General features: G+C 70.0%; 24 protein-coding genes. 12 read left to right on the top strand and 12 right to left on the bottom strand.

The genetic code is table 11. The features are described 5' to 3' along the window. The first annotated feature begins 127 nt into the window (after positions 1-127). The 5 genes from D8M34_RS08275 (at position 128) to D8M34_RS08255 (ending at position 3,647) form a co-directional block, all read left to right on the top strand. The gene (locus D8M34_RS08275) at positions 128-700 is read left to right on the top strand and encodes an RNA polymerase sigma factor (RefSeq protein WP_126893719.1); all 573 of its coding nucleotides are present in this window, start codon (positions 128-130) and stop codon (positions 698-700) included. Further along, entirely contained in the window at positions 691-1,293 is a 603-nt protein-coding gene (locus D8M34_RS08270; protein ID WP_126893718.1) for an Asp23/Gls24 family envelope stress response protein, read from the top strand. Before D8M34_RS08275 ends, D8M34_RS08270 begins: the two co-directional genes overlap by 10 nt. Next, positions 1,290-1,640 carry a hypothetical protein gene (locus D8M34_RS08265; protein ID WP_126893717.1) on the top strand — a complete coding sequence of 117 codons (351 nt, stop codon included), beginning with the start codon at positions 1,290-1,292 and terminating at the stop codon, positions 1,638-1,640. Before D8M34_RS08270 ends, D8M34_RS08265 begins: the two co-directional genes overlap by 4 nt. A gap of 256 nt (positions 1,641-1,896) precedes the next feature. After that, complete coding sequence (locus tag D8M34_RS08260; protein WP_126893716.1) at positions 1,897-2,340, top strand: Rho termination factor N-terminal domain-containing protein; 444 nt, start codon at positions 1,897-1,899, stop codon at positions 2,338-2,340. 554 nt (positions 2,341-2,894) lie between these two features. Continuing rightward, a complete protein-coding gene (locus D8M34_RS08255) occupies positions 2,895-3,647 on the top strand; it encodes an SDR family NAD(P)-dependent oxidoreductase (protein ID WP_062633228.1) in 753 nt (250 codons plus the stop codon). A 167-nt stretch (positions 3,648-3,814) separates the two neighbouring features. Here D8M34_RS08255 and D8M34_RS08250 read toward each other — a convergent pair whose 3' ends face one another. Together D8M34_RS08250 and D8M34_RS08245 are read right to left on the bottom strand one after the other, a co-directional pair. Continuing rightward, a complete protein-coding gene (locus tag D8M34_RS08250) occupies positions 3,815-4,141 on the bottom strand; it encodes a DUF7882 family protein (RefSeq protein ID WP_126893715.1) in 327 nt (108 codons plus the stop codon). A gap of 69 nt (positions 4,142-4,210) precedes the next feature. Then, a complete protein-coding gene (locus D8M34_RS08245; protein WP_085604560.1) occupies positions 4,211-4,657 on the bottom strand; it encodes a MarR family winged helix-turn-helix transcriptional regulator in 447 nt (148 codons plus the stop codon). A 128-nt stretch (positions 4,658-4,785) separates the two neighbouring features. On the opposite strand from D8M34_RS08245, the gene D8M34_RS08240 reads away from it, so the two are divergent. Further along, complete coding sequence (locus tag D8M34_RS08240) at positions 4,786-5,022, top strand: hypothetical protein (RefSeq protein WP_025104060.1); 237 nt, start codon at positions 4,786-4,788, stop codon at positions 5,020-5,022. Beyond that, positions 5,019-5,564: a MarR family winged helix-turn-helix transcriptional regulator gene (locus D8M34_RS08235; RefSeq protein ID WP_025104061.1), complete on the top strand. Its 546-nt coding sequence runs from the start codon at positions 5,019-5,021 to the stop codon at positions 5,562-5,564. The genes D8M34_RS08240 and D8M34_RS08235 overlap by 4 nt, the downstream gene beginning before the upstream one ends. Here D8M34_RS08235 and D8M34_RS08230 read toward each other — a convergent pair. Continuing rightward, positions 5,561-6,784 carry an MFS transporter gene (locus D8M34_RS08230; protein WP_161973052.1) on the bottom strand — a complete coding sequence of 408 codons (1,224 nt, stop codon included), beginning with the start codon at positions 6,782-6,784 and terminating at the stop codon, positions 5,561-5,563. The two genes, D8M34_RS08235 and D8M34_RS08230, sit on opposite strands and share 4 nt — an antisense overlap. Positions 6,785-6,902: 118 nt before the next feature. Between D8M34_RS08230 and D8M34_RS08225 the strand changes: the two genes are divergently transcribed. After that, the gene (locus D8M34_RS08225; RefSeq protein WP_126893714.1) at positions 6,903-8,486 is read left to right on the top strand and encodes an SDR family oxidoreductase; all 1,584 of its coding nucleotides are present in this window, start codon (positions 6,903-6,905) and stop codon (positions 8,484-8,486) included. Between the two features lie 18 nt (positions 8,487-8,504). Here D8M34_RS08225 and D8M34_RS08220 read toward each other — a convergent pair whose 3' ends face one another. From D8M34_RS08220 to D8M34_RS08185, 8 genes are all read right to left on the bottom strand, one after another. Next, positions 8,505-10,466, bottom strand: coding sequence for a BCCT family transporter (locus D8M34_RS08220; RefSeq protein WP_126893713.1), 1,962 nt, complete (start codon positions 10,464-10,466; stop codon positions 8,505-8,507). A 136-nt stretch (positions 10,467-10,602) separates the two neighbouring features. Next, entirely contained in the window at positions 10,603-12,318 is a 1,716-nt protein-coding gene (locus tag D8M34_RS08215) for an ABC1 kinase family protein (RefSeq protein WP_126893712.1), read from the bottom strand. A 45-nt stretch (positions 12,319-12,363) separates the two neighbouring features. Further along, positions 12,364-12,987, bottom strand: coding sequence for a PadR family transcriptional regulator (locus D8M34_RS08210; protein ID WP_025104066.1), 624 nt, complete (start codon positions 12,985-12,987; stop codon positions 12,364-12,366). A gap of 71 nt (positions 12,988-13,058) precedes the next feature. Then, positions 13,059-13,970 (bottom strand): ROK family protein, encoded by a 912-nt coding sequence (locus D8M34_RS08205; protein ID WP_161973049.1) that lies wholly within the window; start codon positions 13,968-13,970, stop codon positions 13,059-13,061. Then, positions 13,967-14,650: an N-acetylmannosamine-6-phosphate 2-epimerase gene (locus D8M34_RS08200; RefSeq protein WP_126893710.1), complete on the bottom strand. Its 684-nt coding sequence runs from the start codon at positions 14,648-14,650 to the stop codon at positions 13,967-13,969. Before D8M34_RS08200 ends, D8M34_RS08205 begins: the two co-directional genes overlap by 4 nt. Next, entirely contained in the window at positions 14,647-15,510 is an 864-nt protein-coding gene (locus D8M34_RS08195; protein ID WP_126893709.1) for a carbohydrate ABC transporter permease, read from the bottom strand. Before D8M34_RS08195 ends, D8M34_RS08200 begins: the two co-directional genes overlap by 4 nt. Then, on the bottom strand, positions 15,497-16,465 hold the full coding sequence (locus D8M34_RS08190; RefSeq protein ID WP_174235376.1) for a carbohydrate ABC transporter permease: 969 nt from the start codon (positions 16,463-16,465) through the stop codon (positions 15,497-15,499). Before D8M34_RS08190 ends, D8M34_RS08195 begins: the two co-directional genes overlap by 14 nt. A gap of 10 nt (positions 16,466-16,475) precedes the next feature. After that, entirely contained in the window at positions 16,476-17,765 is a 1,290-nt protein-coding gene (locus D8M34_RS08185) for an ABC transporter substrate-binding protein (protein WP_025104070.1), read from the bottom strand. A 127-nt stretch (positions 17,766-17,892) separates the two neighbouring features. Here D8M34_RS08185 and D8M34_RS08180 point away from each other — a divergent pair, with 127 nt between their 5' ends. The 3 genes from D8M34_RS08180 (at position 17,893) to D8M34_RS08170 (ending at position 21,881) form a co-directional block, all read left to right on the top strand. Next, entirely contained in the window at positions 17,893-18,609 is a 717-nt protein-coding gene (locus D8M34_RS08180) for a GntR family transcriptional regulator (protein WP_126893708.1), read from the top strand. A gap of 40 nt (positions 18,610-18,649) precedes the next feature. After that, on the top strand, positions 18,650-20,152 hold the full coding sequence (locus tag D8M34_RS08175) for a DUF4127 family protein (protein ID WP_126893707.1): 1,503 nt from the start codon (positions 18,650-18,652) through the stop codon (positions 20,150-20,152). 127 nt (positions 20,153-20,279) lie between these two features. Next, a complete protein-coding gene (locus D8M34_RS08170; RefSeq protein ID WP_161973048.1) occupies positions 20,280-21,881 on the top strand; it encodes a glycosyltransferase family 2 protein in 1,602 nt (533 codons plus the stop codon). 48 nt (positions 21,882-21,929) lie between these two features. On the opposite strand, the gene D8M34_RS08165 is transcribed toward D8M34_RS08170, so the two are convergent. Then, positions 21,930-23,273 (bottom strand): HNH endonuclease signature motif containing protein, encoded by a 1,344-nt coding sequence (locus D8M34_RS08165; protein WP_238695622.1) that lies wholly within the window; start codon positions 23,271-23,273, stop codon positions 21,930-21,932. Between the two features lie 265 nt (positions 23,274-23,538). Here D8M34_RS08165 and D8M34_RS08160 point away from each other — a divergent pair, with 265 nt between their 5' ends. After that, positions 23,539-24,612: an extracellular solute-binding protein gene (locus D8M34_RS08160; protein WP_126893705.1), complete on the top strand. Its 1,074-nt coding sequence runs from the start codon at positions 23,539-23,541 to the stop codon at positions 24,610-24,612. Positions 24,613-24,617 lie beyond the last annotated feature (5 nt).

The raw sequence follows: 24,617 nt of genomic DNA, 5'->3' as shown, positions 1-24,617 counted from the left end.
AACGGTAGTGATGAGGCACACAACGGTCTGGTCGGCCGCTGTGTCAGGGCGATATGCTCGCGCTTACAATGTAAGAGTCGCCTCCGGGCACATTCGTCACAAATTGGTTGAAAGAATTTTTTGCGACATGAGTTCACGACGCGACATCCCCTCCCCCGACCTGGTCGAGGTTGCCGACGAGATCCTCGCCGAGCGGGCGATCTGCGGGGATGCGGACGCGTTCAAAGCCCTCATCGTCCGGTACGGGTCCCTAATCCGGGCGTATGTGGCGCGGATCGTGGGATCGCTCACCGACGCGGATGACGTCACTCAAGAGGCTCTCTACACCGCCTGGCGTCGACTGCCGGAGCTGCGCGACCCGGCCGCGGTGAAACCCTGGCTGATGCGCGTCGCGAGCCGGCACGCGTTCGCCCATCTCCGACACCGACCCCCCACCGAGCCACTACCGATCCTGGACGCGGCCTACCCCTCCACCACGGAGCCCGAGACCGTCGCCGTCCGCAACGCGCAGCTGACCGCGTTGTCCCAAGCCCTAGACAACCTCCCGGACCAAGAGAGACGCTGTTGGCTGCTCCGCGAAGTCGGAGAACTCAGCTACGACGACATCGCGAAAGAACTCGACATCCCTCGATCCACCGTTCGAGGCAAACTAGCCAGAGCCCGCGCGAGCATTCACGCGCAGATGGAGGGATGGCGGTGACTGATCACAGCACCACCCGCGCACTGGACTGCGGGAAAACCATCGACGAGCTCAGCGACTACCTCGCCATGGACCGGATCCCCTTCGACCCGACCATCGAAACCTGCCCGGAATGCCTCAACGCCCTACACGCCCTCGACCAGGTCGCCCAGCTCTCCCGCGATCTCCTCGACGATGATGCCGCCCACCTGACCCCACCCCCCGCAGGATGGTTGGACACGATCATGACCAGCATCCACCACGACGTCCGCGCGGGAAGATCGCTGCCCCTGCACCACCCCGACCCGAGGGTGCACCTCAGCGTCACCGAGGGTGCCGTGCGGGCGCTGCTGCGGTCTGTCGCCGACCAGATCCCCGGGACCGTGATCGGCAAAGCCCAGATCAACGGTGATGCTGAGAAACTCGGCGCACCCGTGACGATCAGTGTCACGCTCAGCATCGCCTGGGGCACCCCGATGACCCCGACCGCGCACGATGTCCGCCAGCGCATCTACAACGCGCTCAGTACGCACACCCACCTCAACGTCACAGCCGTCGACGTGACCATCGAAGACGTCCACGGCCACGACACCAGCCGTAGGGAGCAGCCATGAGCACCGAGACCCCCGCCTCTGATCACCAGCCGGCATCATTGCTCAATCCGAACGTTCTGACCGCCACCGTCCGCGACGTTGACGGTGTCACAGACCTGTTCGCGCCCGCATCAGCGATCACCCAGGTCCCACATCTGGTCAGCGCGATCGCCACCGGCCAAGACGAACGCTACAACCGTGTCGACATCGCCACCCGCGGCGTCACCACCGACATCACTGCTCGCATCGGTGTCGGAAGCAGAATCCCCGCCCCGGACACGGCACGCCGCGTTGCCGACACCATCCTCGACAGCATCGGCGACCACCCCGACACGATCATCACCGTGCAGATCTCCCGCATCGCCTGAGGGCAAACCCAGTGACAGGTACGGGCGGCGGCGCTTGCGTGCGCTGCGGGCACGACCCCGACGAACACCACAACACCTGCCGGGTAGACCTGCTCACCCGACGCCGCTGGGACAAATGCCCATGCCCTGGACACCTGGAGCTCGACGCTGACCAATAGCCACCCCAGCGGACACCTGCTCGCCCGCGCCGGTATGCGCGCGTCTATCGTGGGTGTCAAGGCCGGGATCGGCCCTCTCACATCCGGAGGTGCGCACCGTGGCGCAAACCAAGACAGACAAGAAAAAGACGGCGAAGAACGAGAAGAAGAGTTCCACGAAGGCCGCGAAAAAGGCCCTCGACCGCGCCGAAGAAGCCGTGCGGAAGGCCCGCAAGGCGGTAGCCCGATCATCCAAGAAGCTGCGCACCCGCGCCGCAGAGCTCGCCCAAGAATCCCAGGAACTCTCCGCCAAACACGCCAAAGCCCTCCGACGCAGCGTCACCTCCATCGAAGAGAAAGACACCCAGAACCCGTCACCCCCGCCGACCGCTACACCCCTGCCCCGCACGTCAACGCGAAAGGCCCGCTCCGCACAGGAAAGAACGTCTTCCACCCCCACGCTGAAAGAACTCCGCACCCAAGCAAGAGAGCAGAAAGTCACCGGGTACTACCGGATGAACAAAGCTACGCTCGTCGCCGCGCTCACCCCACCGCGCACCTAACTCACCAAGTCAGGATCCCCGACCACCGTGCCGCCATCCCGGGCCAGCAGACGACAGCTGGTGGCAAGAAGACGCCATCTCGTGACGGTGACCCGTTGGTCGCAATGGGCGCCCCCTTTCTCGCGAGTCGCAGACAATGCCCTGGAAGCAGGTTTGCTTGCAGGACTCGTCAGCTTGCGACGTGTCGAGAGATTCCCACGATGACAGTTGGCGCGGCCCCGCGTCGATCACGAAGAGGGTTGCTCGGCTTGGGGAGTTACTAGTGTTCCTTGGCGGCCCTATCGTCGATGACAAACGCCCGTCCAGGGCAGAAACATGTCACGGCAAAGTTGCCTCGGCCCGGCCGAAACCAGCCGATATGAGTGACATCTAGTGTCATCCGACGGCATTTCCGACATTTTCCCCGGGGCAGACGGTCCCCACAGCGCAGCTAGCCCGCTGAACATTTCCATTCACATGAATCCACACCGGTATTCCGGGCGTAGGCTGGAGGGAAGGACGGACCGTCCGAGAAGATCTCCCGGCACCGCGCCCGCCCGGGAAGGAGCCCGAAAGTGGCTCAGTACGACGTCTCGAACCGCTCGGCGATCGTGACAGGAGCGGGCAGCGGCATCGGCCGCGCGGTCGCCCTGCTGCTGGCGCAGAACGGCGCGGCGGTGGTGGTCAACGACCTGAACGCGGAGCACGCGAACGCGGTCGTCGAGGAGATCCGCGCCGCTGGCGGCACCGCGGAGGCGTCGGTCGGCGACGCGACGGACCCGGCCTGGATCGCCTCGTCGGTCGAGCTCGCCAACTCGCTCGCCCCGCTCCGCATCGGCGTCAACAACGCCGGCATCGGCGGCGCGACGGCACCCACCGCGGACTACGAGGAAGACGCGTGGGACAAGGTGATCGCCATCAACCTCAACGCCGTGTTCCGCAACATGAAGGCGCAGATCCCGTCGATCCTCGCCAACGGCGGCGGATCGGTCGTGAACATCGCCTCGATCCTCGGCAGTGTCGGCTTCGCCGGCTCCCCCGCCTACGTCACCGCCAAGCACGGCGTCGTCGGCATGACGAAGACCGCCGCCCTCGAGTACTCCGCGCAGGGGGTCCGGGTGAACTCGGTCGGCCCCGGCTTCATCGACACCCCGCTCCTGGCGAACATGGGCGACGAGGCGAAGGACTTCCTCGTGTCGAAGCACCCGATCGGGCGTCTCGGCCAGGCGGAGGAGGTCGCGAACCTCGTGGTGTTCCTCGCGAGCGACGCCGCGAGCTTCATCACCGGCAGCTACCACCTGGTCGACGGCGGCTACACCGCCCTCTGACGAAGAAACGGCATCCGGCTGCCGGGAACCCGAATCCCGGCGGCCGGATGCCGCGGTCGGCGATCGAGAGCCCCCGCTCCGTTCTCGCCGTAGCCGTCACCGCCCGGGATCCGAGAGCCCTTGAAGAGGATCCCGAGGCGGTGAGGCAGGTCTGCACCCCTCCGTTATCAGGCGGACATCGCGTGCAATTCGCGCGATACCGCATCGAGCGCGAGCTCGGGGTCGGTGAGGTCGAGTCCGCCGGTCGAACCCGCGGCCTGCATGAGACGGGCCAGCAGCGGTCGCTGCAGGGTGACCGACGTCTCGACGACGAAGCGGATCGGGATGGACGCGTGGATCCACAGCGTCTCGGTGCAGTCGGCGCCGGTCTGCACCGTGAGCGCGAACGGCTCGTTGCGCCGCAGCTTGGTGACGGTGGCGGCGCGAAGGTGGGCGAGCAGCTCGTCGTCGATCTCGATCGGCTCGGCGAGGTTCGCGTAGGTGAGGGTTCCCATGTTCTTCTCCTCGTGGCAGAAAACCTGGACGAGGATAGTTTACTAGTTTAACTAGTTAAATCAAATCAATTAGGGAAGATCGCCGAGCTCGTCGGTCAGGCGGCGCAAGAAGCGGGAGATCACGGTCGCCTCTTCCGCAGTGAACTCACCCTCGATGGCTGCCACGCGCTGCGCCAGCTCGTCGCCCTGTCCGTGCAGATCGCGGAGCGACGGCCGGAGGACCTTGGACCGCGCATCCAGGGGGTGCGGCGCGACGACGATCTGCCCCCGCTCCGACATCCGGCGCACGACGCTCGTGACGGCGGCCGTACTGATGCCGAGGTAGGTGGCGAGGTCGCGGGGAGTGACGGGCTTCTCGACGGGCGCGGTGCTGATGAAGTGCATCGCCGCACGGTCGGTATCGTTGGGTTCGCGCCGGGCGGCGAGACGGCGGTTCAACTGCGCGTCGGCGCGACGGAAGTCGTCGACATCGCGAGCGAGCGCTGAGGTCGTGACGTCGGTACTCGTGTTTCCCATGCAGAGATCCTCCTTCCCCGAACCCCATGGTACCTCGGCAACCTGACAGTAAGGCTGTCTAGCGATATCGGGGGCGACCAGGGACTTCCGGAGGTGCGATGATGGAACCCTGCCCCCGAAAGGATGCCATGCCCGAGCCACTGAGCCTCGAGGAGGCGTCGTACATCCGCTACGCCGATCTGCTCGCACGCCTGGAGGAACTCTTCCCCTCCGTCTCGCGACGCCGGATCGAGCAGATCATCGCCGCCGAGACCGATGCGATCACGGGCGGTCTTCTGCGCATCGTCCCGGCCGAGGTCGAGACCGGCGCGATGGAGATGCTCGAGCGGGAGGCCGGTTCCAGCGACGAAGGAGAGGTCGCGTGACCGACAGCACCGGCGAGTTCCACGCCTCCGGGTACTGGTACCCCGACAGCGAGCGCGCCACCACGGTCGACGTGCTCAACATGCTGCGGCGCTACCGCAGTGCCGAGACGGCGATGCGCGCCCGGACGCGCGCGTCGATGGGCATGAACGAGACCGACCTCGTCGCCCTCCGGTTCCTGCTGCGCGAGCAGAAGGCCGGTCGCATCGTGCGGCCGATCGATCTGGCGCGCATGCTCGACATCTCCACCGCGTCGACGACGACGCTCATCGACCGGCTGGAGAAGGGCGGGCACGCGCGCCGCGAACCGCACCCGACCGACCGCCGCGCCGGCATCGTCGTGCCCACCGTGAGCAGCGACGACGAGGTGCGCGCGACACTCGGTGCCATGCACCGCCGGATGCTCTCCCTCGTGGACGACCTCACCGATGAGGAGCGCGTGGTCGTCATGCGGTTCCTCGTAGGGATGACCGCCGCGATCCAGGAGGCCGCCGAGGCGGACGCCGTGCACGGCGGCGCCGATCTCGTGGAGGAGCCGGCCTAGTCCGACGCGTTCCGCGGGCGCCGGGCGTCCAGGAATCCCGCGAGCAGCACGGCCACGAGCGCCGCGACCGGTGCCACCACGAGACCCACGCGCAGGCTCTGCGTCTCCGCCAGCCAGCCGACGAACGGCGGCGACAACAGGAAGCCGAGCCGCAGCAGCCAGGACACCACGGTGAGCCCGACCCCGGGCCGCAGTCCCGGGAGCTCGTCGGCGGCATGCATCGCGGCGGGGATGAGGGTGGCGATGCCGAAGCCCACGGCCGCGAACCCGAGGATCGTGCCGGGCACGCTCGGAAACAGCAGCGCGAGCGTCATCCCAACGGCGGCGATGAGGCCGCCGACCCGCGCCACCCAGCGCTGCCCGAAGCGATCGGTCATCGGATCGCCGAGCAGACGCCCGACGAACTGCGCGCCGACGAGGGCGATGAATCCGAGCGGTGCGACCGCTGCCGCCGCTCCCAGGGAGTCGCCGAGGTAGAGGGTGGCCCACGAGTTGCCCGCGTCTTCGGCGATGGCTCCGGCCATCGCGATGAGGGTCAGGGCGATCACGGCCAGCACCGTCCGCGCCGGAACGCCGCGACGGACCGCGGAGGCGATCTCCTCGGGTTCCGCCACCGCATCCTCCTCGGCCTCGTCGTCGCGGCCGGGCAGGCAGAAGCGGAGGGCGACGAGGGCGACCGTCGCGAACACCGCGGTCGAGATCCCCAGGTGGACGGCGAGCGGGAGCTGCAGGGCGATCGCGCCCGCGGCCATCACTCCGCCGAGCACCGCGCCGATGGACCAGATGGCGTGGAAGGAGTTGATGATCGAGCGCCCGTACCGCCGCTGCACGCGCAGGCCGTGGGCGTTCTGCGCGACATCGGTGATGGCATCGGAGGCGCCGCCGACGAAGAGAGCGATCGCGAAGAGGACGCCGTTCGGGGACAGCGCCGCTGCCAGCAGGCCGAGGCTCGTGAGGACGGTGCCGATGACCGCGATGCGCGCCGACCCGAAGCGGCGGATCAGCGTGGCCGCCAGGAGTCCGGCCGCGATCGCGCCGGCGGGGAAGGCGGCGAGCGCGAGACCGTAGCCGAGGTTGTCCAGGCCGAGGGCGGCCTTGATCTCCGGGTACCGCGGCAGAATGTTCGCGAACAGGGCGCCGTTCGTGAGGAACAGCGCCGAGACGGCGACGCGCGCGCGGCGGGTGGCGCGGTCCGCGGGCGCTCGTCGAATCGATTCGATGGAAGTCACGGATACGACCGTACCCTGTCTCCGGGGTGCTCGCGAGCGTGTCGCGACGGCGCGATGCTCCGGACGCAAGCCCGTTCCCCGTGTCGGCCCCGGGATCTACGCTCGGAGCATGAGCGAGCTCACCCAGCCCACCGGTCGCGAGGACGCCCTTCGGGCTGTCCCCCGCGACGACGGCTCCGCGCCCCGCGCCCTCGTGCTCGGCGCCACCGGCTACATCGGCGGCCGCCTGACCCCGCGCCTGCTGAACGCCGGCTACCGGGTCCGCGTCCTCGCCCGCGACGCCGTCCGCGCCGCCTCCTTCGGCTGGGGCGAGGAGTGCGAGATCTTCGAGGGCTCCGCCGACGACGAGCACGCCGTCGCCTCCGCGATGGACGACGTCGACGTCGTGTACTACCTCATCCACTCCATGTCGGCCGGCAAGGGCTTCGAGGAGAGCGACGAGCGCGCGGCGGCCACCGTTGCCACGGCAGCCGCCCGGGCCGGGGTGCGGCGGATCGTCTACCTCGGCGGCTTGCACCCGGACGACGTGAAGCTCTCCCCGCACCTCCGCTCCCGGGTCCACGTCGGCGAGATCTTCCTGGAGTCCGGGGTGCCCACCCTCGTCCTGCAGGCGGGCGTGGTGATCGGCTCCGGTTCGGCGTCCTTCGAGATGATCCGGCACCTCACCGATGTGCTGCCGTACATGCCGGCGCCGAAGTGGGTGCGCAACCGCATCCAGCCCATCGCCGTGCGCGACGTGCTGCACTACCTGCTCGGGGCGGCACGGGTCGGCGATCAGGTGAATCGCGCGGTCGACATCGGCGGACCGGATGTGCTGCGCTACGGCCAGATGATGAACGGGTACGCGGTGGAGGCCGGACTGCGGCAGCGCGCCATCGCCGCCCTTCCGGTGCTGACCCCGGAGCTCGCCTCGCACTGGGTGAACCTCGTCACCCCGGTGCCGCGCTCCATCGCCCGGCCCCTCGTCGCCTCGCTGCAGAACGAGTGCATCATGAAGGACCACGCCGTCGACGCGCTCATCCCGCGGCCCGAGGGCGGACTCACGCCGTATCGCCGGTCCGTGGCGCTGGCCCTCGGCCGGGTGGACGCGGACGCCGTGGAGACGAGCTGGCAGGACGCCGAGGTGACCGGCGCCCCGAGCGACCCGCTGCCGAGCGACCCCGACTGGGCCGGACGCACCGTCTTCACGGACAAGCGCTCCGTCGCGACGCGCGCGTCCGTCGCGGAGCTGTGGCGCGTCATCCTCGGGATCGGCGGGGAGAACGGGTGGTACTCGTCGCCGCTGCTCTGGGCGGTGCGGGGGCTCATGGACCGCGTGGTCGGCGGCGTGGGGCTCCGACGCGGACGCCGCAGCCGCACCGCCGCCCGCGTCGGGGATGCGATCGACTTCTGGCGCGTCGAGGCGGTCGAGCAGACCGAGGAGGGGCATCTGCTGCGACTCCGCGCCGAGATGAAGGTGCCGGGCGAGGCCTGGCTCGAACTGCGCGCGGTGCCCGACGGCGACGGCGCCCGCTACGAGCAGCGCGCCGTGTTCTTCCCCCGCGGACTCCTCGGCCGGCTGTACTGGCTCGCCGTGCTGCCCTTCCACGGGCTCATCTTCTCCGGCATGGCCGCCCGGATCACCGCAGCCGCCGAGACAGGCGACCACGCCGGTTCAGGCGTCCTGCGTGAGGACGTGCCTGACCCGGCGTGAGCGCCTGAGCTCTCGCGTTCAGTCCTTGTCGGCAGGGGCGTCCATCGCCGCATCGACGGCGGCGTCCACCTCGGCCGGCGGGATGATGTCGATCGCCTCGGTCGCGGCCTCGTACACCTCGGCGAGGGTGTCGTCGACGGTGTCCTCGTCGATCCAGGCGAGGTCGTCCTCCGAGTGGTCGTACTCGACGGGCACGAGCGCGAAGTCGTCGCCGTACTCCTCGAGCCCGGCCATGACGCTGTGGCGGACGGCGGCGCGGGCATAGCGGTCGCGCAGGATCAGCGGATCACGGCGCAGATCCTTCATGAACGCGATCATCATGAACGCCATGATGATCGCGAACGGCAGCGCCGCGATGATCGTCGCGTTCTGCAGCGACTGCAGGCCGCTCCCCTCGGCGCCGCTGACGAGCAGCACGGCCGCGATCACCCCGACCAGCACACCCCAGACGACGGCGACCCAGCGCGACGGCTCCGGGCGGCCCTGCTGGGACAGCGTGCCCATGACGAGTGACGCGGAGTCGGCGCCCGTGATGAAGAAGATCGCGATGAGGAGGATGAGCACGATGCTGGTGATGAGCGGGAAGGGCAGGTTCTCCAGCACCCCGAACAGCACCTCCTCCGGCGGGTCGACGGTGAGCCCTGCGCCGTCCATCTGCTGCTGGATCGCCGTGGTTCCGAAGATCGCGAACCACACGAGCGAGATGGCGGACGGCACCACGATGACGACCGACACGAACTGACGGAGCGAGCGTCCGCGGGAGATCTTCGCGATGAACATGCCGACGAACGGCGACCAGGAGATCCACCACGCCCAGTAGAAGATCGTCCAGCTCGACAGGAAGGCCTGCGCGGCCTCTCCCTGCGATGCGGAGCGGCCGATCATGGTCGGCAGATCGCCGAGGAACTGCACGGCGACCGACGGGATCACGTTGAGGATCAGCAGCGTCGGACCGACGAAGAACACGAAGAACGCGAGCAGGATCGCGACGACGGCGTTGATGTTCGACAGCGCCCGGATGCCCTTGGAGACGCCGGAGACAGCGGAGGCGATGAAGCACGCCGTGAGCACCGCGATGACCGCGATGAGGATGCCGTTGCCGAGCGGTCCGATGCCGCTGACGAGCTCGACGCCGTGGCCGATCTGCAGCGCCCCGAGACCGAGGGAGGCGGCCGTGCCGAACAGCGTCACGATGATGGAGAAGATGTCGATCGTGCGGCCGACCGGGCCCGTCGTGCGGTTCTCGCCGAGCAGCGGGGCGAAGATCGACGAGATCAGCGGCGTGCGGCCGCGGCGGTAGGCGCCGTACGCGATGGCTCCACCGACGAGCGCGTAGAACGCCCAGGCCTGCGGACCCCAGTGGTAGAGCACCTGGGCCTGCGCGGTGTGCATGGCCTCGAGGGTGTTCGCCTCGACGGTGCCCGGCGGCGGGTTCTCGAAGAACGTCAGCGGCTCGGCCGCACCCCAGAACACGAGGCCGATGCCCATGCCCGCCGCGAAGAGCATGGAGATCCACGAGAACATCGAGAACTCCGGCTCCTCGTCGTCGCGTCCGAGCGGGATGCGCCCGTACTTGCTGAAGCCGACGAACAGCATGAACACGAGGATGATCGTGGCGATGGTCGTGAAGAAGAAGCCGTAGTACTCCACGACCCAGGCAAGGACCGTGCTCGTGGTGCCGGCGAGGTTGTCCCCCGCGAACACGCCCCACGCGATGAAGGCGAGGGCGAACGCGGCGGCGACGCCGAACACGAGCGGGTCGGTGCGGTAGGTGCGCCCCGTCTCCTCCACCGACACCCCGGGAACCAGCGCCGGGTGCACGCTGCGCGGCGGGACCGTCGTGATGTCGCGGACGATCTTGCGCGCGGTCTCGGAGGCCTTCGCGGCTTGGCGGTGCGTCCCGGTCACGACGGCGTCGGTGCGCGGACGGGTCGGGGATCCTGCGGAGCGTTCGGTGGGCTTCTCGTCAGGCGTGTCCATGAGAGACCATCTTTCCACCTGTGCGGGCTCAGGCGGACGCGGGACATCAGGCACCCCCGGCGCGGGAGCGCCTGATTCCGCGCGATCGCCTGTTCTGGCGGGGCCGCCCGGCGGGATCTGGGCGGGGCCTGGCGGGTCAGCGGGGGCGGCGGCGACCCAGGAAGAGGGCGCCCAGCAGCGGGAGCACCGAGACCCACAGCAGGGTGATGCCCAGCGGCGGGAGCGGACCGACGAGCAGCGCCCCGCCGATGAGCATCGCCGCGAACAGGACCCCGGAGGCGATCCGCCGCGCGATACCCTCCAGCCGGTCGAGGCGGCGCTCCAGACGCGAGGTGTCGAAGGAGACGTTGCCGTCGTCGACGCGGGTGATGATGTCGTCGATGCGCTTCGGGAGCCGCCAGGTCGTGGCCGCGTTCGCCATCGCCTGCTGCGCCATGTCCTGCATGAGGGTGCCGGACTCGTCGCGGAGCAGCCGCGCGGCGTACGGCTCGGCCGCGTCCCACACGTTGAACGCGGGATCGAGGCCGCTGCACATGCCGGAGGTGAGGGACACGGCCCGGATGAGGAGCAGCATGTCCTCGGGGAGCTGCAGCGGAAGGCGCCGCACCATGTCGCCGAACTCCTCGGCGAAGTCGGTGAACTCCCGCGGGTCCACCCGGCTCAGCTCCGCGAACCCCATCCCGCCGAAGCGCGCGAAGAGGGCGGTCAGCGCCCGCTCCAGCTCGCCGGTGTCGGCCGTGGGGAGGAGTACGCCGATCTCCTTCGCCGCACGGACGAGGCCGCGACTGTCCCGCGCGGTCACCGCGATGAGGAGGGTCCGAAGTCCCTGCCGGAGGTTGTCGGAGACCTCCGCCATCATGCCGAAGTCGATGAACGTGAGCCGGAAGCCGCCCGGGGTCCCTGAGCCCCCCTGGACCCCTGAGCCCGTCGAAGGGACGGGCGTGACGAAGATGTTGCCGGGGTGCGGGTCGGCGTGCACGAACCGGTGCGTGAAGACCTGGTCGAACATGACCTCGGCGAAAGCGTCGGCGACCGCGGAGGGGTCGATGCCGGCCGCCCGGAGCGCCGCGGTGTCGTTGATCTTGATCGCCGTCACGTCGGACAGCGTGAGCACCCGGCGGGTCGTGCGCTCCCAGACGATCTCGGGGGCGGCGACGCGCGGGTCGTCGGCGAAGTTCTCGCGGAACCGCTCGGCGCTGCGGGCCTCGTGGAGATAGTCGATCTCCTCCATGCTCGTGACGGCGAACTCCTCCACGAGGGCGGGGGCGTCCACGCGGTCGGCCACGATCCGGACCCGGGTGAGCCACCGCGCGACCCGGCGGAGGGCGGCGAGGTCGACCGCGACGATCTCGTCGATGCCCGGGCGCTGCACCTTGACGACGACCTCGTCGAGCCCGGTGTCCTCCGCGTCGAGCGCCGACAGCCGGGCACGGTGCACCTGGCCGAGGGACGCGGCCGCGACGGGGGTGTCGTCGAACCAGGTGTACACCCGCTCGAGCGGCATGCCCAGCTCGGCCTCCGCGAGCGCCCGGATCTGCGGGGTGGGCACGGCGGGGACCTCGTCCTGCAGCCCCTCCAGCTCGGCCGTGATCTCGGGCGGGAGCACATCGAGGCGCGAGGACATGAACTGCCCGACCTTGATCATGAGCCCGCCGAGTTCGACCGCGAGCGTATGGAACCGCCGCGCGAACCGCTGCATGCGGCGGGTGCGCGTGCGCTCCGCGACGGAAGACAGCCCGAACCGCGGAAGGACGAGCTCGAACCACCAGATCTTCAGGAACTCACGGCTCGCGAACGACAGGATGCGGCGGTACCGGGCTCGGTGAGGACCCTGTGCCGCCGCTGCCGTCATCGCGTCATCCTTCCGCCGTTCCGCGCCGGACGCCGCACGACGCGGTCAGTCCTGGGCGAGGATCGTGTACAGCCTACGGCGGGCCTCGTCGAGCACCTCGATGGCCTGCTGCACCTGCTCCGCGGAGCCGCTGCGCCCGACCTGCGCGGCCGCGGCAGCGAGGTCGACCCCGGCCTTGGGCAGAGCGCTGTACCGGGCGTCGCGGCTGCGGTCCTTGTCGGAGGACGGCACCCACGGCGGGGTCTCGGTGCTCTCCGCGGCGACGGCCCGGCCAGCCTCGGTGAGGGCGTAGGTCTTGCGCCCGTTCTGCTCCTCGGCCTCGATCAGACCCTCGTCGGCGAGGAGCTGGAGCGTCGGGTAGACGGAACCTGCGCTCGGCTTCCAGGTGCCGCCGCTGCGCTCGGCGATCTCGTTGATGATCTGGTAGCCATGCATCGGTCGCTCGGTGAGGAGCGAGAGGACGGCGGCGCGCACATCGCCGCGGGCCATGCGCGACCCGCCGGAGGGACGCGACTCGAACGACTTACGGAGCTGGTCCATCGCCTCGAACAGCGCTCCGGCCGGACCCTGCGAGCCCCCGAAGAGGTTGCCGAGGCCGCCGGCGAAGTCGCCGCCGTTACTGCCGTTGCCGCTGCCGCCGAACGGGGTGGAGGGGAATGCGTTGTTCATGATGACCTCCCAGTCGTGAACGATACTCAACGATATATCGTTAACGCTGAATGCGGGGTGGGAATCCGGACTCAGGCCGGCGCCAGCACCGCGGCCCCGGTGACGGTCGCATCGACCCCGAGCTCCGCCGATCGCACCCGGGCTGTCGACGGCCCCGGCATCGCCGCCGCGCGGTAGGCGCGGGCGACCTCGGCGAGATACCGCTCCCCGATGGCCGCCACGCCGCCGCCGACGGCGACGACCTCGACGTCCAGGAGCGCCTGCGCCCCGGCGAGCGCGCGACCGAGGAACGCCGCCCCCTCCGCGATCACCTCCTCGGCGACCGCATCCCCGGCACGAGCGGCCGCGTCCACCTCCCGCAGCGTGCGCGCCGCGCCTGTGCGCTCGCGGTACGTCTGCTCCAGCGCCGGACCGGAGGCCACGGCCTCGACGTGCCCGACCCCTCCGCAGCCGCATCGACGACCGGCCAGTCCTGGCGGGAGGGCGAGCTCGGTGTGCCCGACCGATCCCGCCGTGCCGGTCACACCCGCGCGCAGACCATCCGGGAGGACGACGGCTCCCCCGATGCCGGTGCCGACCGTGACCATCAGCAGACCACGCGCTCCCCGCCCCGCCCCTGCCGTGGCCTCCGCGACCGCCGCCGCGTGCACGTCGTTGACGACGGCCACCGGGGCATCGAGGGCTCGGACGAGCGCCGCACGCAGCGGGAAGCCCGCCCAGCCGCTGATCGCATCGGTCGCGGAGCTGATGCCGCCGTCCTGATCGACCACGCCCGCGGTGCCCACGCCGACCGCCGCGAGCTGCTCCCCGCCGCGGATCACATCGATCGCATCGACGACCGCCCGCACGATGGCCTCGCCGCCCTCCCGGGCCGGCGTCGACAGGGTGTGCACGGCCGTGGCGCGACGGCGCGCCCCGCCCGGCTCCGCACGGAACCCCGCGACGGCGATCTTCGTGCCGCCGACGTCGACCCCGACGATCACACCCGCTCCCGGGCGGCCGGCGTCGCCGCGACGAATCGACGCGTGAGGGCGATGGGATCGGTGATCGCTCCGCCGACGACGACCGCGAAGGCCCCGGCGTCGAAGGCCGCGCGCACCTGCGCAGGGGTCTGGTAGCGCCCCTCGGCGATGGTCGGGATCCCCGAGGCGACGAGCGCGGCCACGAGGTCGAGGTCAGTGTCATCCTGACGCGGCGAGTGCGGGGTGTAGCCGGACAGGGTCGTGCCGACGACCGCGGCCCCCGCCTCCCACGCGCGCTCGCCCTCCGCGACCGTCGACACGTCGGCCATCACGGGCCGCCCCGTCGCCGCGGCGATCTCCCCGATGAGCCGGAAGTCCGTGCCGAGCTGCTCCGTCGTGGCGTCCACCGCGATGATGTCGGCACCGGCCTCCGCCAGCCCCGCGGCGAGCGCGCGTTCCGGGGTGATGACGTTGCGGACGCCGTTCCAGACCTTGTGGAGCCCGATGATCGGCGCATCGGTCACCGGTCGCACCCGACGGATGTCCTCCGGCCCGTTGAGCCGCAGGCCGCTCGCGCCGCCGAGCAGTGCCGACTCGGCGAGCGCGCCGATGACGTGGGTGTCTCTCGCGGGGGCACCAGCGGAGGCCTGAACCGAGGCGACGAGCCGGCCGCGGAGGAGGGCGAGGGATTCATGGGTCACTTGAGGGCTCCTGCACTGGCACCGCCGATGAAGAACTTCTGTCCGAGGAGGAAGATCGCCACGGCCGGGAGGGTGAACATCACGCACGCGGCCATGAGCGGCCCCCAGGCCACGTCGTTCTCCCCGAAGAAGGCGTACAGACCGATGGACAGCGTGTACGTCGACTGGTCGTTGAGGTAGATGAGGGGATTGAGGAAGTCGGTCCACGCCCAGACGAACTGGAAGATCGCGGCGGTCACGATGGCCGGGCGCGCCAGGGGCAGGACGATCGTCGCGTAGGTGCGGAACTCGGAGGCACCGTCCAGACGGGCGGCCTCGATGAGCTCGTCCGGCACCGCGAGGAGGAACTGCCGGATCATGAAGATGAAGAACGGCGTGCCCAGGAACGCGGGGACGATGAGCGGGAGATAGGTGTTCGTCGCCTCCAGCCCGTTCCACACGAGGAACAGCGGGATCAGCGTGACCTGCGGCGGCAGCATCATCGTGGCGAGCACGAGGATCAGGAGCGGTCGGGCGCCGCGCCACTTCACCTTCGCCAGCGCGTAGGCGACGAGCGGACACGAGATGACCGTGCCGAGGATGCTCATGCCGGAGACGAAGAGCGTGTTGGCGAGGTAGCGCCACACCGGGATCTGCGCGAACGCCTCGGCGAAGTTGGCCGTCGTCCACTCGGCGGGCAGCAGGGTGGGCGGCGAGGAGAACACGTCGCCGGGCGTCTTGAACGCGGTCGACAGCATCACCAGCAGTGGGAACAGGAACAGCAGCGCAAGCAGCGTCACCGCGATCTGCTGCCGGACGCGGCGGAGCGTGCGCCGGGTGCGACGGGGGCGCACCGGAGCGGAGATGTCAGCGTGCGCCATCGTGGACCCACTTCCTCGAGGTCGCGAGCACGATGAGGCTCACGACGAGCGTGATGATGAACAGCGTCCACGCCATGGCGGAGGCGTAGCCCATCTTCAGGAACACGAAGGCGTTCTGGTACAGGTACATCGCGTAGGACAGCATCGACTGCCCCGGCCCCGAGCCCGCCTGGTTGAGGCGCTCCTGCGACAGGATGTAGGGCTGCGTGAAGATCTGCAGGAACCCGATGATGCTCACGATCACCTGGAACAGGGTCACAGGGGAGACCGTGGGCCAGGTGACGTTCGTGAAGCGGCGCCACGCCCCCGCGCCGTCGAGCTCGGCCGCCTCGTACAACTCCTTCGGCACCTCCTGCAGGGCGGCGAGGTAGATGATCATGGTGCCGCCGACGGTCCACAGCGACATGAGGATGATGGCGGGCTTCGTCCACTCCGGCTGCTGCAGCCAGGCCGGCCCCTCGATGCCGAACCACGACAGGAAGTGGTTGATGAAGCCGTACTGGGCGTTCAGCAGCCAGCGCCACAGGTAGCCGCCGACGACGACCGGCACGATCGAGGGCAGGTAGACGAGCGCGCGGTAGAGCGGCTGGCCCCGCACGGGTGTGTTCAGCAAGTGCGCGCCGGCGAGCGCGATGCCGATCGCGAGCGGCACGCCGAACACGGTGAGCACGGCCGTGTTGGCGAGCGACTTCCAGAACACCCCGTCGGCGAACATCTGGGTGTAGTTGTCCAGCCCCACCCACTCCGGCGACTGGAACAGGTTGAAGTCGGTGAAGCTGTAGTACGCCGACGCCGCGATCGGATAGGCGAACAGGAACAGGAAGCCGACGATGAACGGCGACGCGAAAGCCAGGCCGATCAGCGTGGTCCGGCGGCTGCGGCGCCGCCGGACGGGAGCGCCGGGTCCGGCAGGAGCGTTCTCCTGCCGGACCCGGGGTGCTGTTGCCGTGGTCACGAGGACCGGCTCACTTCGAGGCGTAGGAGGCCATGCGCTCCTCGACGGTCGCGATCGCCTCCTCCGGGGTGGCGGTCAGTCGCACGACCTCGTCGAACGCGGTCGCGAGGTCGGTCGCGTACTCGGCGCTGTACGGACGGCTCGCCAGGGACTTCGCGTTCGGGGACGACGCGGCCTCCGCCCAGACGCCGAAGTCCTGCAGCTCGTCGAACGCAGCGCTGCCGGCGAGGGAGGAGCGGCCGGGGAGGTTGCCGAGCGCGACGGCGAACTTCTCCATGGGCTCGTCGCTCACGAGGTAGGCGAGGAACGTGGCCGCCTCCTCCTTGTGCTTCGAGTTCGCGGGGATGAAGAGGGTGCTCGCGGTGACCTGCGTGCTGTTCTCCAGGTCCGGCGAGGCGGCGGGGATCGCGGTCACGCCCCACTCGAAGTCGGGGGCGATCTTGGCGGCGCTGGCCGACCGCCACTCGCCGTCGATGATCATGGCGACCTGGCCGCTGAAGAACGGGTCCTGCGCGGAGAGGTACTCGCCCTGTCCGGACACGAACGTGGCCATGGCGTCGGCACCGACCGGCTCGATCACGTTGTCCTGATACCACTGCAGGGCCTCGAGGTTGCCGTCTTCCGCGGGGGTCGGGCCGTCCTCGCCGTCCCAGCTCCCGCCGAAGGCGTAGCCGAGGGTCGTGAGGGTGGTGCTGTCGTTCGCCGAGCCGAGTCCGAGCTGCGTGATCTTGCCCGACGCGTCCTTCTTGGTGAGCTTCGGGATGGCGGCGGCGAGCTCGTCCATCGTGGTCGGCGGGGTGACCCCGGCCTCCTCCAGGAGCTGCGGGTTGTAGAGCAGCTGGAAACTGTGGATGGCGATCGGCAGCGAGTAGATCTTGCCGTCGTAGGTCATCTGCTCCATGGCGCTGGGGACGAAGTCGTCGACGTCGATGTCCTCGGCGGCGATCGCCTCGTCGAGCGGCGCGAGGATGCCCTTCGAGGCCCAGGCACCGACGGTGTTGCCGAAGTTGTCGGAGATGTCGAAGGAGCCGTTCGACGACGACATCGACGTGAGCTGCTTCTGGGTGTCAGGGCTGGAGACGCCCGTGACGACGATGTCGTCCTGACTGGCGTTGAAGTCGGCGATGATCGCCTCCAGCGCCTTCGCCTCCTCGCCTCCCCACAGGTACGAGAACGTGATCTCGGTGGGGCCGTCCGCGTCGCCGCCGCCGCCGGCGCAGCCGCTCAGGGCGACGATTGTCGCCGTGCCCAGCGCCCCGGCGACCAGGACGCGTCGGCGCATGTTGTGCTTCACGTGCATGGGGATTCTCCGCTCATCGTTGACCGTGCAAAGGATTGGAATAGACCAATTAAGAACCGCTGAGAGGAGACATTGACACAATCCCGGGTGATCGTCAAGATTGGGTTAGTCCAAACGAGGGGGAACCATGGCGGCGATCGAGGGCCTCACGAAGCACGAACGCGTGCGGCGGCATCTGGAGAAGGTCATCGACCAGGGGCTCGCACCCCACGAGAAGCTGCCGACGGAGCGCGAACTCGCGGAGTCGCTCGAGGTGAATCGGCAGACGGTGCGTCGCGCCCTCGACGAGCTCGAACGGGACGGCCTCGTGTACCGGCTGCAGGGGGCTGGCACGTTCGTGAGCGCCTCGCGGATCAGCAAGGCGTTCGAGCTGACCTCGTTCTCGGAGGACATGCTCGCCCGCAACATGAGGCCCGGCTCCCTCTCCGTCGACGTGGGCACCGCGGCGGCCGGGCAGACCGCCGGATACGCCTTGAACCTCAGCCCGCAGTCGCCCGTCGTCCGGATCCGCCGGGTGCGGACCGCCGACGACATCCCGATCTGCCTGGAGGTGTGCTCGATCGCGGCCGACGCGGTGCCGGGCCTGGAGGACGGCATCGAGGGCGACTCGCTCTACGACGACCTGCGCACCCGTTTCGGCATCACCGCCGTGCGCGCCGACCAGGAGATCCACGCGGTCGTCCTCGACGAGGAGCAGGCGGCCGCGCTGCAGACGCCGCCGTTCTCGCCCGCCTTCCTCGTGAAGCGCACGACCTACGACGCCCGCAGCCGCCCGATCGAGTACGCCGAGTCGGTGTACCGCGGCGACCGCTACTCGTACCTCGTCTCCATCGCCCGCCCCTGATCCCCGATCTGCGACCCCCTTCACCGACGAAAGGCTCCTCGTGTCCGACCCGATCCTCCGCCCGCGCATCGCGCTGCTGCCCCTCGACGACCGCCCGGTGAACGTCAAGCTCCCGGGAGACGTCGCGGCCGTCGCGGGCGTGACCCTCGACGTTCCGCCCGCCGAGATCCTCCCCTCCTACCGGACCGCGGGCGATGCCGACGGGCTGGGCGCCTGGCTGCGCGAGCGTGCCGCGGACCCGGCCACCGTGCACCTGGTGGTGTCGGTGGACATGCTGCTCTACGGGGGACTCATCGCGAGCCGCACGAGTCACGACACCGCTCGCGACGTGCTGGCGCGCCTGGACGTGCTGCGCGAGGTGCGGCGGATGCGGCCCGACCTGCCGATCTCGGCGGTGTCGCTGGTGACCAGGGCGAGCAACTCCTACTCCGCGGCCGAGGAGCCGACCTACTGGACGGAGCACGGCAAGGAGATCCACGCGCTCGGCGGCGACGCGCACCGGCTGCTCGGCGAGACCGAGGTGCTGCCGCTCGACGCGCTGACCCCGGTGCCGGCCGATGTGGTCTCCGACTACTCGTCTCGGCGGCTGCGCAACCACATCGTGAACCTCTCCACGCTCGGCCTCGTGGAGGACGAGACCCTCGACTTCCTGGCGATCACCGCCGACGACACCGCCCCCTTCGCGGCGGGCAGCGCGGAGCAGGTGTGGCTCCGGCACTGGATGCGGATGCTGCCGTCGGGCCGGCGCGTGCTGATGTACCCGGGGGCCGACGAGGTCGGGGCCGCGCTCGTCGCCCGGGCCCTCGCGGCGAACGCCGGGGTGACCGCCTCGTTCTCGGTGGCCTGCGCGGACGCCGCCGGCATGGAGCGCGTCCCGCCGTACGAGAACATGTCGCTGGCGGCGTCGGCGAGCCGGCAGATCCGCGCGGCCGGGGCCGAGGAGGTCGCCGCGGGAGGCGACGTCACCCTCGTGCTGCACGCCCCGGACCCCGACCGGCACGACATGTTCCGCGGGCGGCCGGAGGTCGTCGACGTCGAGGCCGTCGCGGGGACGGTCGCACTCGTGCGGGAGCGTCTGGAGGCCGGGGAGCACGTGGCCCTGGCCGACGTGCGCTACCCGAACGGCGCGGACGAGGCGCTCGTGCGCGCACTGGCGGAGGCCGGACTGCTCGGGCGCCTGGAGGCCTTCGGCGGGTGGAACACCGCCGGGAACACGCTCGGCAGCGTCGTCGCGGTGGCCGCCGCCGGAGTGGTGGGCCGGGCCACCGGCTCCTTCGACGAGCGTGCCGCGCGGATCGCCCTGCTCACGCGGCTGCTCGACGATTTCGCCTACCAGGCCGTGGTGCGCACCGATGCGGGCCCCTCCCTCTTCCCCGACATCTACCCGATGGCCGAGGATGCGCAGGTCGCGACGGCCGAGCGCGTCATCCGTGCGGAGCTGACGGCCCTCCTGGAGTCGATGCTGCCCGCCGAGGACGTGCGGATCGCGGAGCTGACCCTCCCCTGGCGGCGCTCGTTCGAGATCGGTCTCACCCTGCACTGATCCTCCACGGCGGCGGCATACACCCGGGACCGCCGCGAGCCTGGCGCGCTCCACAGGAAGGGATGGTTGGCTGGAATCTCCGGCGGGGGAGATTCGGGCCGGTCACGATCACAGGGGGATGACGTCCATGAGCAGTGCGACCGGGGACGAGGCGGCCGGGGGCCGCGTGCGGGTGAGCGTGGTGGTGCCGGTGTTCCGGCCGAAGGCGTCGTTCGACGACCTCATCGCCTCGCTCGACGCGCAGACGCTGCCCGCGGGGTCCTTCGAGGTCCTGCTCTGCGACGACGGCTCCGGGGAGGAGACGGCCGCGCGGCTCGAGAGCATCGCGAAGGACCGTCCGCATGTGCGCGTGCTGTCGCTGCCGCACTCCGGGTGGCCCGGCACTCCGCGCAACCGGGGTGTCGAAGAGGCCAGAGGGACGTACGTGCAGTTCGTCGATCAGGACGACCGCCTCTACCCGCGGGCGCTGGAGCGGCTGTGCGACTACGCGGACGAGAACGGCTCCGATGTCGTGGTCGGCAAGGAGGTGGGCATCGGACGCAAGCTGCCCGCCAAGATCTTCCAGCGCGACATCCCGCACGCGGTGCTCGGGGAAGACCCGATCCTGGAGATGCTGACGCCGCACAAGATGTTCCGGGCCGCCTTCCTGCGGGAGAACGGCATCCGCTTCCCTGACGGGAAGGTGCGGCTCGAAGACCATCTCTTCGTGATGCAGGCGTACTTCGCCGCCGATACGATCTCGGTGCTCGCGAGCGAGCCCTGCTATGCGTGGGTGAAGGAGCCGGGGAGCGCGAGCTCGGCCCGCATCGAGCCGGAGTCGTACTTCCCGCATCTGGAGACCGTGCTCGACGTGGTCGAGGCGAACACCGAACCGGGGAAGGTGCGGGATCGGCTGCTGCGGCACTGGTTCCGCGGCAAGATCCTCAACAGGATCGCCGGGCGACGGATGGTGAAGTACCCGGCGGAGTACCGCGACCGTCTGCTGGACGTGGTCGTGCCGCTCACGCAGCGTCGTTTCGGACCCGGCGTGGACGCGGGGCTGTCGTTCCCGCAGCGCATCCGCGCCGCTCTGCTGCGCGCCGACCGCCGCGACGACCTGCTCGCCTTCGCCGCCTTCGAGGCCGAGACGACCTGCACCGCCGCCGTGACCTCGGCGCGCTGGTCGCGGGGAGGGCTGCAGCTGACCGTGCGCGTCCGCGTGCGCCGGAACGGCGAAGAGGCCTTCGTGTTCGAGACGGTCGGCTCGGCGGATCATCTGCTGTCCCTCCCGCTGTCGACGACGGAGGATCTTCCCTCGGGCCTGCTGAACGCCCGCAAGGAGCGCCGTGCCGACCGGGTCGACGTGGTCGCGCAGGACACCCCGGAGCCGGGCCAGGCCGCGGAGTCCACCGCGGGTTCGGAGCGCAAGGTCGGCGGGCGCCGACCGAAGCGCCTCGACGCGGTTCCCATCGCCGTGGACCCCATGAAGGTGTTCCGCGAGGACGGTGCGCGCGACGCCGATCTGTCGGTCGCGGTCCGCGTGGCCGGCTGGGTGTTCACGGCGCCGCTGACGGCCGCCCCGGACGTGGTCGCACACCTCGGCCGCTCGCCCCTTCTCGCGGGCCGGCGGGTCGAACTCGTGCGGAACGACGACGGCAGCCTGCGCCTGCACCGGGAATGGCCCGGAGGCGCCTGGCGTGACGCCCTGGCACGCACCGCGCGACGCGTGCGCTCCCGCCTCCGCCGCTGACAGCCCCACAACGCCCCGCGCCCGAACTCCCGCACCCGCGCACCGCACTCAGGCCGCGACATCGAAGCGCGCCCGTCCGCCCAGCCGGGGCGTCCGCCGCGGGTCGACCCACGCCGGCGGGAGGAACCATGGCCGGCCGGCCACACCGGAACCCTCGATGACGATCTCCCACCCGTTGTCATGGATGCGGTGGTGACAGGTCTCGCAGAGCAGGATCCCGTTCGAGAGATCGGTCGGACCTCGGTCGCGTTGCCACCAGCGGAGGTGGTGAGCCTTCGTCATCCCCGGGGGAAGCCCGCACATCGCGCACCCGCCGTCCCGCTCGACCAGCGCCAGGCGTTGGGCTCGGGTGAAGAGGCGCTTCTCGCGACCCCAGTCCAGGACCTCGCTCGCCCCGCCGAGCACGCAGGGGATGACGCCGCCACCGGCAGCCATCCGCCGCGCGGCACCGATGTCGATCACCTGGTCGAGCCCGTCGATCGTCGCCGACCCGGTGCCGACCTGGAGATCGTCGAGGGACACGCGCACGACCACCGTCGCCCCCGCGAGCGGCACCCGATCACCCTCGCACCCGAGCACATGCCCGCAGAAGAGGGCCAGCGCATCGGCCTGGATCATCGCGACCGAGCGCCGGTCGGCGTCCGGCGACCCGGCGTCAGGCGCATCGAGGCGGGCGGCGAACACGGCGGACACGTGCCCGCGGATCGCAGTGACGACCGGCGCCGCGGTCTCGGCATCGAGCTGCGCGTGCAGGTGCACCATGCCGTCACGCTCGAAGAGGCGCAGTCCGCGCCGAGCGCGCTGCGCCTCCGCCCGCGGCGCCACGCCGTCGGGGTCGAGCCACGCTTCGGCGCGGAGGACGAGTTTGCGCACCGCATCGAGCTCGAGCCCCTCGGCTGTGGCGGCCAGCACCCGCTCCGCCTCGGCGATGCGTTCCGCTCCCGCAGCCACGCGACACCGGTCCAGCAGGGCGACGAGGAGTGCAGCCGCCGGCGCTCCGAGGGCACCCGACGCGAGCGCTTCCCGGAGGAGCGGGTACCGCGCGGGCAGCGGCGCGCCGAGCAGATCGCTTCGCGGGGCGGTCGCCTCTCCCACCTTCACCAGACGCTGCGCCTCGCCCGTCGAGATGCCTGTCATCGCGGCGATGAGCTTCGCCGCCGTACGGTACCCGCGTTGCTTCGCCAGGCTGTCGGCACCGAGCTCGGCGCGCGACTCCCGGGCGATGCCGGCCGCCACGTCGACGTGCAGTGCATCGAGTCGGCGCCGCAGGAGTCCGATCGCGTCGGCGACGTCGACGAGCTGCGTGCGGGAGAGCTCAGGCGCATCACCCGCAGAGTCCCACGCCTGGTCGAGACGCTCCATCGCCTCGCGCAACCCGGACATTTTCGACATGCTTCATTTTATCTCCGAAGCGCCCGACTTTCGAAGCTTTGTTCTAATGGATGCCGGCATTTCGCCCCGGCCGACAGGGCACCTCGTCCCAGGTCCGACGCAGGCCCCCACCCGTTCACCTCATCGCATCCTCACGTTCACGCCGCGCGCCTATCTTGAGTGCGGACGCGCGACCGCGCTCACGAAACCAGACAATCTTTGTGCCTTCACCACAAGAACCGGTAGTGTCGCATCGACACACCTCGAAGGCGAGAAAGGGACGAACATGGCCGACAGGCAGCAGAGGCGCTGGGCGCTCATCGGATTGACGGCCGCGGCGGCGATCGCGCTCACCGGATGCACGGCGGGCGGCGACGGAGACGCGGGCGGCAGCGACGGCGGCTCCGGGGACACCCTCATCGTCTACACGAACTCCAACAGCGACGGCCGCGGTGAGTGGATCACCGAGAAGGCGGCCGACGCGGGCATCGACATCGAGATCGTGGGCCTCGGCGGCGCCGACCTGACGAACCGCATCATCGCGGAGAAGAACAATCCCGTCGGCGACGTGGTCTTCGGCCTGAACAACATGTTCTTCGAGCAGCTCAAGACCGAAGAGGCCATCACGGCCTACGAGCCGAGCTGGAGCGGCGAGGTGCCCGCGGACGCCGGCGACCCGAAGGACGGCGCGTTCTGGCCGCTCGTGGAGCAGGCGATCGTCACGGTCTATGACGAGAACCGCATCAGTGACGCGCCCACCGACCCCGACGACCTCTACACCGATGAGGAGTTCGCGGGCCGCTACGAGGTCAACCCCGCGCTCGGCCAGGCAACCCCGCAGCTCGTGCTCGCCAGCATGCTCACCCGTCACCTCGACGAGGACGGCGACCTCGGCGTGAGCGACGAGGGCTGGGACCTGGTGAAGTCGTACTACGCCAACGGCTCCCCCGCCGTGGAGGGCACCGACCTCTACGCCCGCATCACCCGCGACGAGGTGGACTACGGCGTGCTGCCGTCGAGCGGCATCTCCGCCCGCGACGAGGAGTACGGCACCAGCACCGGCATGATCGTGCCCGAGTACGGCGTCCCCTACGTGACCGAGCAGATCGCACAGATCAACGGCACGGACAACGAGGACAAGGCACAGGAGTTCATCGACTGGTTCGGCAGCGCCGAAGTGCAGGGCGAGTTCGCCGCGGAGTTCAACGCCATGCCGGTGAACGAGGGCGCGGTCGAGAAGGCCAACCCCGAGGTCGTCGAGCTCATGGGCACGCTCGACCGTCAGGACATCGACTTCGGTTTCGTGAGCGAGAACCTCGGCGCCTGGGTCGAGAAGGTCACGCTCGAGTACATCGGCTGACCCGC

This window comes from Microbacterium sp. HSID17254, assembly GCF_003989315.1.
Taxonomy (GTDB): domain Bacteria; phylum Actinomycetota; class Actinomycetes; order Actinomycetales; family Microbacteriaceae; genus Microbacterium.
The sequence above is the reverse complement of the archived record's forward strand: the minus strand, read 5'-3'. Positions and strand labels throughout refer to the sequence as shown.

What these genes read in the sequence shown, in the direction of transcription:
- D8M34_RS08275 (WP_126893719.1), top strand. Translation starts at nt 128, where the DNA reads ATGAGTTCACGACGCGACATCCCCTCCCCCGACCTGGTCGAGGTTGCC.
- D8M34_RS08270 (WP_126893718.1), top strand. Translation starts at nt 691, where the DNA reads ATGGCGGTGACTGATCACAGCACCACCCGCGCACTGGACTGCGGGAAA.
- D8M34_RS08265 (WP_126893717.1), top strand. Translation starts at nt 1,290, where the DNA reads ATGAGCACCGAGACCCCCGCCTCTGATCACCAGCCGGCATCATTGCTC.
- D8M34_RS08250 (WP_126893715.1), bottom strand. Translation starts at nt 4,141, where the DNA reads ATGGGAACCCTCACCTACGCGAACCTCGCCGAGCCGATCGAGATCGAC.
- D8M34_RS08245 (WP_085604560.1), bottom strand. Translation starts at nt 4,657, where the DNA reads ATGGGAAACACGAGTACCGACGTCACGACCTCAGCGCTCGCTCGCGAT.
- D8M34_RS08240 (WP_025104060.1), top strand. Translation starts at nt 4,786, where the DNA reads ATGCCCGAGCCACTGAGCCTCGAGGAGGCGTCGTACATCCGCTACGCC.
- D8M34_RS08225 (WP_126893714.1), top strand. Translation starts at nt 6,903, where the DNA reads ATGAGCGAGCTCACCCAGCCCACCGGTCGCGAGGACGCCCTTCGGGCT.
- D8M34_RS08220 (WP_126893713.1), bottom strand. Translation starts at nt 10,466, where the DNA reads ATGGACACGCCTGACGAGAAGCCCACCGAACGCTCCGCAGGATCCCCG.
- D8M34_RS08215 (WP_126893712.1), bottom strand. Translation starts at nt 12,318, where the DNA reads ATGACGGCAGCGGCGGCACAGGGTCCTCACCGAGCCCGGTACCGCCGC.
- D8M34_RS08210 (WP_025104066.1), bottom strand. Translation starts at nt 12,987, where the DNA reads ATGAACAACGCATTCCCCTCCACCCCGTTCGGCGGCAGCGGCAACGGC.
- D8M34_RS08195 (WP_126893709.1), bottom strand. Translation starts at nt 15,510, where the DNA reads ATGGCGCACGCTGACATCTCCGCTCCGGTGCGCCCCCGTCGCACCCGG.
- D8M34_RS08185 (WP_025104070.1), bottom strand. Translation starts at nt 17,765, where the DNA reads ATGCACGTGAAGCACAACATGCGCCGACGCGTCCTGGTCGCCGGGGCG.
- D8M34_RS08180 (WP_126893708.1), top strand. Translation starts at nt 17,893, where the DNA reads ATGGCGGCGATCGAGGGCCTCACGAAGCACGAACGCGTGCGGCGGCAT.
- D8M34_RS08170 (WP_161973048.1), top strand. Translation starts at nt 20,280, where the DNA reads ATGAGCAGTGCGACCGGGGACGAGGCGGCCGGGGGCCGCGTGCGGGTG.
- D8M34_RS08165 (WP_238695622.1), bottom strand. Translation starts at nt 23,273, where the DNA reads ATGTCGAAAATGTCCGGGTTGCGCGAGGCGATGGAGCGTCTCGACCAG.
- D8M34_RS08160 (WP_126893705.1), top strand. Translation starts at nt 23,539, where the DNA reads ATGGCCGACAGGCAGCAGAGGCGCTGGGCGCTCATCGGATTGACGGCC.